The sequence below is a fragment of the Methylotenera sp. L2L1 genome, from assembly GCF_000744605.1.
In the GTDB taxonomy this organism is placed as follows: Bacteria; Pseudomonadota; Gammaproteobacteria; order Burkholderiales; family Methylophilaceae; genus Methylotenera.
Window position 1 is genome coordinate 1 of sequence record NZ_JQMG01000001.1, and the last position, 10,499, is coordinate 10,499.

Below are 10,499 nucleotides of genomic sequence, written 5' to 3' on the forward strand. Positions count from 1 at the left end.
CGACCGTGTCGTTGCTGAGCACTGTGCCGCTCACCGTGTTCGGGGCGGCGTCTTCTGTGATGCTGGCGCTGTCGTTCACCGCCACTGGGCTGCTGTCGGTGATCACGATGTCGAGGTTATTGATCGGACTGGTGGCGCCTAGGTCGTCGGTCACGCTAATCGCGATGCTATCGGTGACATCGCCGTTGACGCTTTGTACGTTCGGGTCGTAGGTGTAGCTGACGACGCCTGTGCCGGCATTGTAGCCAGTCAGGATCAAGGTGCCTTCGCCAGTGTTGATGCTGACTGGGCTGCTGCCAAGATTGCCGAGTTGTGCTTCGGTCACGGTGGTGCCGCCTACGCTAATGCTGGCGAGGCCGGCCGGGGTGCTGACACTGAAGCTACCTGCCGTCGCGCCTGCGGTCTCAGGCAAGGTGCTGTCGCCAGCCGCAAGGCCGTTGGTGTCAGGGATACTGACGCTAGGCGCGCCATCGGTGTTGCCGTTAATGGTGATGTTGAGCACGGCTGTCGTTGTCGTGCCGTCGCCATCGGTCAGCGTGTAGGTGTAGCTGTCGATCAAGGTTTGACCGTTTGTTGAGCGCGTTCACCGCTGGGTTGGCGTTGTTCAGTGTGTAGCTGTAAGTGCCGTCGCTGTTCAACACCAGACTGCCGTACGTTAGGTTGCCACTGTAGGCGCTGATCGGGGTCGCGTTGCTGTCTGCACCGACCGTGTCGTTGCTGAGCACTGTGCCGCTCACCGTGTTCGGGGCGGCGTCTTCTGTGATGCTGGCGCTGTCGTTCACCGCCACTGGGCTGCTGTCGGTGATCACGATGTCGAGGTTATTGATCGGACTGGTGGCGCCTAGGTCGTCGGTCACGCTAATCGCGATGCTATCGGTGACATCGCCGTTGACGCTTTGTACGTTCGGGTCGTAGGTGTAGCTGACGACGCCTGTGCCGGCATTGTAGCCAGTCAGGATCAGGGTGCCTTCGCCAGTGTTGATGCTGACTGGGCTGCTGCCAAGATTGCCGAGTTGTGCTTCGGTCACGGTGGTGCCGCCTACGCTAATGCTGGCGAGGCCGGCCGGGGTGCTGACACTGAAGCTACCTGCCGTCGCGCCTGCGGTCTCAGGCAAGGTGCTGTCGCCAGCCGCAAGGCCGTTGGTGTCAGGGATACTGACGCTAGGCGCGCCATCGGTGTTGCCGTTAATGGTGATGTTGAGCACGGCTGTCGTTGTCGTGCCGTCGCCATCGGTCAGCGTGTAGGTGTAGCTGTCGATCAAGGTTTGACCGTTGTTGAGCGCGTTCACCGCTGGGTTGGCGTTGTTCAGTGTGTAGCTGTAAGTGCCGTCGCTGTTCAACACCAGACTGCCGTACGTTAGGTTGCCACTGTAGGCGCTGATCGGGGTCGCGTTGCTGTCTGCACCGACCGTGTCGTTGCTGAGCACTGTGCCGCTCACCGTGTTCGGGGCGGCGTCTTCTGTGATGCTGGCGCTGTCGTTCACCGCCACTGGGCTGCTGTCGGTGATCACGATGTCGAGGTTATTGATCGGACTGGTGGCGCCTAGGTCGTCGGTCACGCTAATCGCGATGCTATCGGTGACATCGCCGTTGACGCTTTGTACGTTCGGGTCGTAGGTGTAGCTGACGACGCCTGTGCCGGCATTGTAGCCAGTCAGGATCAGGGTGCCTTCGCCAGTGTTGATGCTGACTGGGCTGCTGCCAAGATTGCCGAGTTGTGCTTCGGTCACGGTGGTGCCGCCTACGCTAATGCTGGCGAGGCCGGCCGGGGTGCTGACACTGAAGCTACCTGCCGTCGCGCCTGCGGTCTCAGGCAAGGTGCTGTCGCCAGCCGCAAGGCCGTTGGTGTCAGGGATACTGACGCTAGGCGCGCCATCGGTGTTGCCGTTAATGGTGATGTTGAGCACGGCTGTCGTTGTCGTGCCGTCGCCATCGGTCAGCGTGTAGGTGTAGCTGTCGATCAAGGTTTGACCGTTGTTGAGCGCGTTCACCGCTGGGTTGGCGTTGTTCAGTGTGTAGCTGTAAGTGCCGTCGCTGTTCAACACCAGACTGCCGTACGTTAGGTTGCCACTGTAGGCGCTGATCGGGGTCGCGTTGCTGTCTGCACCGACCGTGTCGTTGCTGAGCACTGTGCCGCTCACCGTGTTCGGGGCGGCGTCTTCTGTGATGCTGGCGCTGTCGTTCACCGCCACTGGGCTGCTGTCGGTGATCACGATGTCGAGGTTATTGATCGGACTGGTGGCGCCTAGGTCGTCGGTCACGCTAATCGCGATGCTATCGGTGACATCGCCGTTGACGCTTTGTACGTTCGGGTCGTAGGTGTAGCTGACGACGCCTGTGCCGGCATTGTAGCCAGTCAGGATCAGGGTGCCTTCGCCAGTGTTGATGCTGACTGGGCTGCTGCCAAGATTGCCGAGTTGTGCTTCGGTCACGGTGGTGCCGCCTACGCTAATGCTGGCGAGGCCGGCCGGGGTGCTGACACTGAAGCTACCTGCCGTCGCGCCTGCGGTCTCAGGCAAGGTGCTGTCGCCAGCCGCAAGGCCGTTGGTGTCAGGGATACTGACGCTAGGCGCGCCATCGGTGTTGCCGTTAATGGTGATGTTGAGCACGGCTGTCGTTGTCGTGCCGTCGCCATCGGTCAGCGTGTAGGTGTAGCTGTCGATCAAGGTTTGACCGTTGTTGAGCGCGTTCACCGCTGGGTTGGCGTTGTTCAGTGTGTAGCTGTAAGTGCCGTCGCTGTTCAACACCAGACTGCCGTACGTTAGGTTGCCACTGTAGGCGCTGATCGGGGTCGCGTTGCTGTCTGCACCGACCGTGTCGTTGCTGAGCACTGTGCCGCTCACCGTGTTCGGGGCGGCGTCTTCTGTGATGCTGGCGCTGTCGTTCACCGCCACTGGGCTGCTGTCGGTGATCACGATGTCGAGGTTATTGATCGGACTGGTGGCGCCTAGGTCGTCGGTCACGCTAATCGCGATGCTATCGGTGACATCGCCGTTGACGCTTTGTACGTTCGGGTCGTAGGTGTAGCTGACGACGCCTGTGCCGGCATTGTAGCCAGTCAGGATCAGGGTGCCTTCGCCAGTGTTGATGCTGACTGGGCTGCTGCCAAGATTGCCGAGTTGTGCTTCGGTCACGGTGGTGCCGCCTACGCTAATGCTGGCGAGGCCGGCCGGGGTGCTGACACTGAAGCTACCTGCCGTCGCGCCTGCGGTCTCAGGCAAGGTGCTGTCGCCAGCCGCAAGGCCGTTGGTGTCAGGGATACTGACGCTAGGCGCGCCATCGGTGTTGCCGTTAATGGTGATGTTGAGCACGGCTGTCGTTGTCGTGCCGTCGCCATCGGTCAGCGTGTAGGTGTAGCTGTCGATCAAGGTTTGACCGTTGTTGAGCGCGTTCACCGCTGGGTTGGCGTTGTTCAGTGTGTAGCTGTAAGTGCCGTCGCTGTTCAACACCAGACTGCCGTACGTTAGGTTGCCACTGTAGGCGCTGATCGGGGTCGCGTTGCTGTCTGCACCGACCGTGTCGTTGCTGAGCACTGTGCCGCTCACCGTGTTCGGGGCGGCGTCTTCTGTGATGCTGGCGCTGTCGTTCACCGCCACTGGGCTGCTGTCGGTGATCACGATGTCGAGGTTATTGATCGGACTGGTGGCGCCTAGGTCGTCGGTCACGCTAATCGCGATGCTATCGGTGACATCGCCGTTGACGCTTTGTACGTTCGGGTCGTAGGTGTAGCTGACGACGCCTGTGCCGGCATTGTAGCCAGTCAGGATCAGGGTGCCTTCGCCAGTGTTGATGCTGACTGGGCTGCTGCCAAGATTGCCGAGTTGTGCTTCGGTCACGGTGGTGCCGCCTACGCTAATGCTGGCGAGGCCGGCCGGGGTGCTGACACTGAAGCTACCTGCCGTCGCGCCTGCGGTCTCAGGCAAGGTGCTGTCGCCAGCCGCAAGGCCGTTGGTGTCAGGGATACTGACGCTAGGCGCGCCATCGGTGTTGCCGTTAATGGTGATGTTGAGCACGGCTGTCGTTGTCGTGCCGTCGCCATCGGTCAGCGTGTAGGTGTAGCTGTCGATCAAGGTTTGACCGTTGTTGAGCGCGTTCACCGCTGGGTTGGCGTTGTTCAGTGTGTAGCTGTAAGTGCCGTCGCTGTTCAACACCAGACTGCCGTACGTTAGGTTGCCACTGTAGGCGCTGATCGGGGTCGCGTTGCTGTCTGCACCGACCGTGTCGTTGCTGAGCACTGTGCCGCTCACCGTGTTCGGGGCGGCGTCTTCTGTGATGCTGGCGCTGTCGTTCACCGCCACTGGGCTGCTGTCGGTGATCACGATGTCGAGGTTATTGATCGGACTGGTGGCGCCTAGGTCGTCGGTCACGCTAATCGCGATGCTATCGGTGACATCGCCGTTGACGCTTTGTACGTTCGGGTCGTAGGTGTAGCTGACGACGCCTGTGCCGGCATTGTAGCCAGTCAGGATCAGGGTGCCTTCGCCAGTGTTGATGCTGACTGGGCTGCTGCCAAGATTGCCGAGTTGTGCTTCGGTCACGGTGGTGCCGCCTACGCTAATGCTGGCGAGGCCGGCCGGGGTGCTGACACTGAAGCTACCTGCCGTCGCGCCTGCGGTCTCAGGCAAGGTGCTGTCGCCAGCCGCAAGGCCGTTGGTGTCAGGGATACTGACGCTAGGCGCGCCATCGGTGTTGCCGTTAATGGTGATGTTGAGCACGGCTGTCGTTGTCGTGCCGTCGCCATCGGTCAGCGTGTAGGTGTAGCTGTCGATCAAGGTTTGACCGTTGTTGAGCGCGTTCACCGCTGGGTTGGCGTTGTTCAGTGTGTAGCTGTAAGTGCCGTCGCTGTTCAACACCAGACTGCCGTACGTTAGGTTGCCACTGTAGGCGCTGATCGGGGTCGCGTTGCTGTCTGCACCGACCGTGTCGTTGCTGAGCACTGTGCCGCTCACCGTGTTCGGGGCGGCGTCTTCTGTGATGCTGGCGCTGTCGTTCACCGCCACTGGGCTGCTGTCGGTGATCACGATGTCGAGGTTATTGATCGGACTGGTGGCGCCTAGGTCGTCGGTCACGCTAATCGCGATGCTATCGGTGACATCGCCGTTGACGCTTTGTACGTTCGGGTCGTAGGTGTAGCTGACGACGCCTGTGCCGGCATTGTAGCCAGTCAGGATCAGGGTGCCTTCGCCAGTGTTGATGCTGACTGGGCTGCTGCCAAGATTGCCGAGTTGTGCTTCGGTCACGGTGGTGCCGCCTACGCTAATGCTGGCGAGGCCGGCCGGGGTGCTGACACTGAAGCTACCTGCCGTCGCGCCTGCGGTCTCAGGCAAGGTGCTGTCGCCAGCCGCAAGGCCGTTGGTGTCAGGGATACTGACGCTAGGCGCGCCATCGGTGTTGCCGTTAATGGTGATGTTGAGCACGGCTGTCGTTGTCGTGCCGTCGCCATCGGTCAGCGTGTAGGTGTAGCTGTCGATCAAGGTTTGACCGTTGTTGAGCGCGTTCACCGCTGGGTTGGCGTTGTTCAGTGTGTAGCTGTAAGTGCCGTCGCTGTTCAACACCAGACTGCCGTACGTTAGGTTGCCACTGTAGGCGCTGATCGGGGTCGCGTTGCTGTCTGCACCGACCGTGTCGTTGCTGAGCACTGTGCCGCTCACCGTGTTCGGGGCGGCGTCTTCTGTGATGCTGGCGCTGTCGTTCACCGCCACTGGGCTGCTGTCGGTGATCACGATGTCGAGGTTATTGATCGGACTGGTGGCGCCTAGGTCGTCGGTCACGCTAATCGCGATGCTATCGGTGACATCGCCGTTGACGCTTTGTACGTTCGGGTCGTAGGTGTAGCTGACGACGCCTGTGCCGGCATTGTAGCCAGTCAGGATCAGGGTGCCTTCGCCAGTGTTGATGCTGACTGGGCTGCTGCCAAGATTGCCGAGTTGTGCTTCGGTCACGGTGGTGCCGCCTACGCTAATGCTGGCGAGGCCGGCCGGGGTGCTGACACTGAAGCTACCTGCCGTCGCGCCTGCGGTCTCAGGCAAGGTGCTGTCGCCAGCCGCAAGGCCGTTGGTGTCAGGGATACTGACGCTAGGCGCGCCATCGGTGTTGCCGTTAATGGTGATGTTGAGCACGGCTGTCGTTGTCGTGCCGTCGCCATCGGTCAGCGTGTAGGTGTAGCTGTCGATCAAGGTTTGACCGTTGTTGAGCGCGTTCACCGCTGGGTTGGCGTTGTTCAGTGTGTAGCTGTAAGTGCCGTCGCTGTTCAACACCAGACTGCCGTACGTTAGGTTGCCACTGTAGGCGCTGATCGGGGTCGCGTTGCTGTCTGCACCGACCGTGTCGTTGCTGAGCACTGTGCCGCTCACCGTGTTCGGGGCGGCGTCTTCTGTGATGCTGGCGCTGTCGTTCACCGCCACTGGGCTGCTGTCGGTGATCACGATGTCGAGGTTATTGATCGGACTGGTGGCGCCTAGGTCGTCGGTCACGCTAATCGCGATGCTATCGGTGACATCGCCGTTGACGCTTTGTACGTTCGGGTCGTAGGTGTAGCTGACGACGCCTGTGCCGGCATTGTAGCCAGTCAGGATCAGGGTGCCTTCGCCAGTGTTGATGCTGACTGGGCTGCTGCCAAGATTGCCGAGTTGTGCTTCGGTCACGGTGGTGCCGCCTACGCTAATGCTGGCGAGGCCGGCCGGGGTGCTGACACTGAAGCTACCTGCCGTCGCGCCTGCGGTCTCAGGCAAGGTGCTGTCGCCAGCCGCAAGGCCGTTGGTGTCAGGGATACTGACGCTAGGCGCGCCATCGGTGTTGCCGTTAATGGTGATGTTGAGCACGGCTGTCGTTGTCGTGCCGTCGCCATCGGTCAGCGTGTAGGTGTAGCTGTCGATCAAGGTTTGACCGTTGTTGAGCGCGTTCACCGCTGGGTTGGCGTTGTTCAGTGTGTAGCTGTAAGTGCCGTCGCTGTTCAACACCAGACTGCCGTACGTTAGGTTGCCACTGTAGGCGCTGATCGGGGTCGCGTTGCTGTCTGCACCGACCGTGTCGTTGCTGAGCACTGTGCCGCTCACCGTGTTCGGGGCGGCGTCTTCTGTGATGCTGGCGCTGTCGTTCACCGCCACTGGGCTGCTGTCGGTAGCTATTTCAGCAGCATCTTGCTGATTAATAACATCTGCAAAACTATTGCCCGACAATGCTGTATCAATAGGAGTTGCAGAGCCAAATTCATAAGCAAATCTAAAATTATTAAGATCGTCGTTAATTCTCAGAAGATCAACAAACCCAAAACCATAGCTATTAGAAGAGCCACCAGGACCTGCGGCAGTTTCTTCCAACACCTCACTAATATCTTTACCCTCTTCAATCGCTTTAACAACAGTATCTATCGTGGCCACATTCACCGAACTATCCAGAGATGCAGGCACAAAGGCCTCAACAAGCTCATCTGCAAAAGCGATCAACTGCTCAGCCCCGATATGGATTACTTGACCGTTGGCCAACTGCAACTCCACCTCAACACCTGCACCAGTTTTAATGGTATCCGCAGTTTGAATGTTGTCACCTAATCTCAAGTCACGCTGATTACCGTTATTTGAAATTAATGTCGCAGTACCTGTGATTGCGATGATTTTGCCGATTAATGCCATGTTAATATCCTAAGAAATATTAGAGCTTACGGTTAAGCTTTTATGCGTTACTTAACATTAAACACCTTGAAATAGCGAAAGCATATTGTACCAATGGCCAATATGTCACCAATCACTTTAAAAAGCATCAAGCGTCCTTAAAGTTTCAAGAATCAATGGTAGTTAAGGTATGATATTTCAGGGCATTAATGTCAATCTGACATTACATTTTGGAGCATGAGTGACTGCTATCATTAATAAAACATTAGGCACACAAAAGTTGCGATTATGCATCGTTGTGATGATGATGTTTTTGCCACTATGCTTTCACTATATTTCGGCAGAAGGCTATGACGCTAACAAACTCGCCACGCTAGCCAAGCAGAAATATGGTGATGAAGCCCACGATGACTTCGTGGAATTACAACAACTCATCACAACACTGAGAAATGCATCCGACGCAGAGAAGCTCTCGCAAATTAATAACTTTTTCAACCAAAAAGTCACATTTGCAGATGATAGTCATGTGTGGGGGCAATCCGACTATTGGGCAACACCGCTTGAGCTTTTAGGTCTACATGCTGGAGACTGTGAAGATTTTAGCATTGCAAAATATGTATTCTTGAAAGCCGCCAACATCCCCAACGACAAATTAAGGCTTACCTACGTTAGAGCAGAGCTTTCAGAAAACAACAGAAAAGTCATCAAAGCACATATGGTACTAAGCTACTATGCAACCCCACAATCTGAGCCGCTCATTTTAGATAACTTAGTACCCAATATATCTGCGGCATCTAGCAGAAAAGATTTATCACCAATATTTAGCTTTAACGATAAAGGGCTTTGGGTTGGAAACAGCACCAAACCAAAGTCAGACTCCCAATCAAACCTATCAAGATGGCGCGATGTGTTGGCACGTATGCGTGCTGATGGAATTGAATAAATGAAAGTAAGGATGAATTTATGTCACTAATTAAGCAACTATGGTTAGCTATTATTTTAATTCTAGCGTTAGCTTCTAGCGGTAGTTTTATTTTGAGCACATTATCTGGCAAGCAATATTTAGAAAAACAATTGCAAATGAAAAATAATGATAACGCAGTCACACTTGCCTTATCGATGACTCAGCTACCTAAAGACCCCGTCACATTAGATTTATTATTGTCGGCCCAATTTGACTCTGGCTACTACCAACACATTGCGCTCACTGACACTAATGGCACAGTACTTAGTGAGCGTATTAACAAAAACATTAAAACCTACGCCCCCCAATGGTTTGTGAACGCAATCCCTTTACAAGTGGACGCGGGCCTTGCTGAAATACAAGAAGGCTGGTCACAGTTCGGCACATTAAGGGTTGAAAGCAACACCTCATTTGCCTATAACAAACTTTGGGATGCCACCATACAAATTGCATTATGGGTATTATTGATTGGCCTTATCAGTTGCTACTTGGCTGGACAGTTGCTTAAAAAAATACTCAAACCACTTGATGAAGTTGTAGATCAAGCCAGAGCAATTGGTGAAAGCCGGTTTATCATGACCAAAGTACCTAAAACCAAAGAGTTTAAAGCTGTTGTAAATGCAATGAACACGCTGTCGAATAGAGTAAAGAAAACGGTCAGTGAAGAGTCTGCAAGGCTAGATCAACTCAGATTCGATAATAACTTTGACCATGTAACAGGCTTAATGAACCATGATTATTTTGTTAAAAAAGTCAACGCAAGCATCAGTCATGAAGAGTACTTTAATGAAGGTGTACTGGTAATTACCAGAATACTGAACATTGCAGAAATCGATCAAAAATTAGGCTACAAAGAAACCAACCAATTATTAAAAATCATCAGTGATGCACTGCAGCATTTATGTGACCAAAATACAGCGCTATCTGCTAGTCGACTTAGTGGTGCTGATTTCTCTGTATTTTCGAACCAACCAGCAGACTGCTACAGCCTTGGCACCACGATTAATAGCGCCTTTGAAAAAGTGAGCAATATTACGGGTCAAGATATCTTGGTCAACTTCCTCACCATATCAACACGCATCACAAAATTAGACAGTGCAGAAAACATTATTAACTCAGTGCATCATGTACTAGATGACATCGGTACCGAAAGTAGTAACAACTTACATGTCATTAACTCAGGAGAGCTTCATCAATACCAGGACCACAACTTACAAGAGTGGAAAAACCTTCTAAGCTCGGCTTTAGATAACAACAGAATCAAGCTTGAGAGCTACCCTGTCATCAATCAAGTTGGTGAATTAATCCACTATGAATCTCCGGTAAGACTGCAACTCGCAACCGACGGAAAATGGTTCTGCGCTGGCGAATTCATTACATGGGCAGACAAATTAAACTTGATTAACCGTGTAGATGAGCTCGTATTACAAACTGCCATTAACTCACTCGCCAATGGCGCAATGCCCATTGGGCTTAATATATCAGCCAGCGCAATTTGCAACCCTGCATTTATTGATGTTGCAATGAGTAGTATTAAAAATCAGGCTCAAGTGGCAGATAAACTTTATTTTGAAGTTCCAGAACAAAGTGCTTTTGATCACTTATCAGAGTTCCGTCAATTTTGCATTGCCGTGAAAGCGCTGGGATGCAAGGTGGGAATAGAGCACGTTGGTACACGTATTTCACGCTTAGGTGAGCTACATGATATTGGATTAGATTACATTAAAATTGATGCTTCAGTTATTCGTGACATTAATAAAAATGAAGCCAATAAAACGCTACTTAGAGGCTTGTGCATGATTGCACACTCTATTGGTGTAATTGCAATTGCCGAGGGCGTGCAAAATAATGATGAGATAAGCACACTGAAGCTAATTGGCATTGATGGGATGACTGGCCCTGGCATTTCACTCTGACCAAACATG

3 protein-coding genes and 1 pseudogene are annotated in these 10,499 nt (G+C 54.3%); 2 read left to right on the forward strand and 2 right to left on the reverse strand.

Features of this window, described 5'->3' with window-relative positions:
• Positions 1-559 (reverse strand): annotated as a pseudogene (locus tag FG24_RS12345) (hypothetical protein); the annotation flags it as partial.
• On the reverse strand, positions 483-7,631 hold the full coding sequence (locus FG24_RS12350) for a retention module-containing protein (protein WP_051901369.1): 7,149 nt from the start codon (positions 7,629-7,631) through the stop codon (positions 483-485). The gene FG24_RS12350 and the pseudogene FG24_RS12345, both read right to left, overlap by 77 nt.
• A gap of 220 nt (positions 7,632-7,851) precedes the next feature.
• Here FG24_RS12350 and FG24_RS00015 point away from each other — a divergent pair, with 220 nt between their 5' ends.
• Positions 7,852-8,553 carry a transglutaminase-like cysteine peptidase gene (locus FG24_RS00015; protein WP_051901370.1) on the forward strand — a complete coding sequence of 234 codons (702 nt, stop codon included), beginning with the start codon at positions 7,852-7,854 and terminating at the stop codon, positions 8,551-8,553.
• A 20-nt stretch (positions 8,554-8,573) separates the two neighbouring features.
• Positions 8,574-10,490, forward strand: coding sequence for a bifunctional diguanylate cyclase/phosphodiesterase (locus FG24_RS00020; protein WP_036299686.1), 1,917 nt, complete (start codon positions 8,574-8,576; stop codon positions 10,488-10,490).
• The last annotated feature ends 9 nt before the right edge of the window (positions 10,491-10,499 follow it).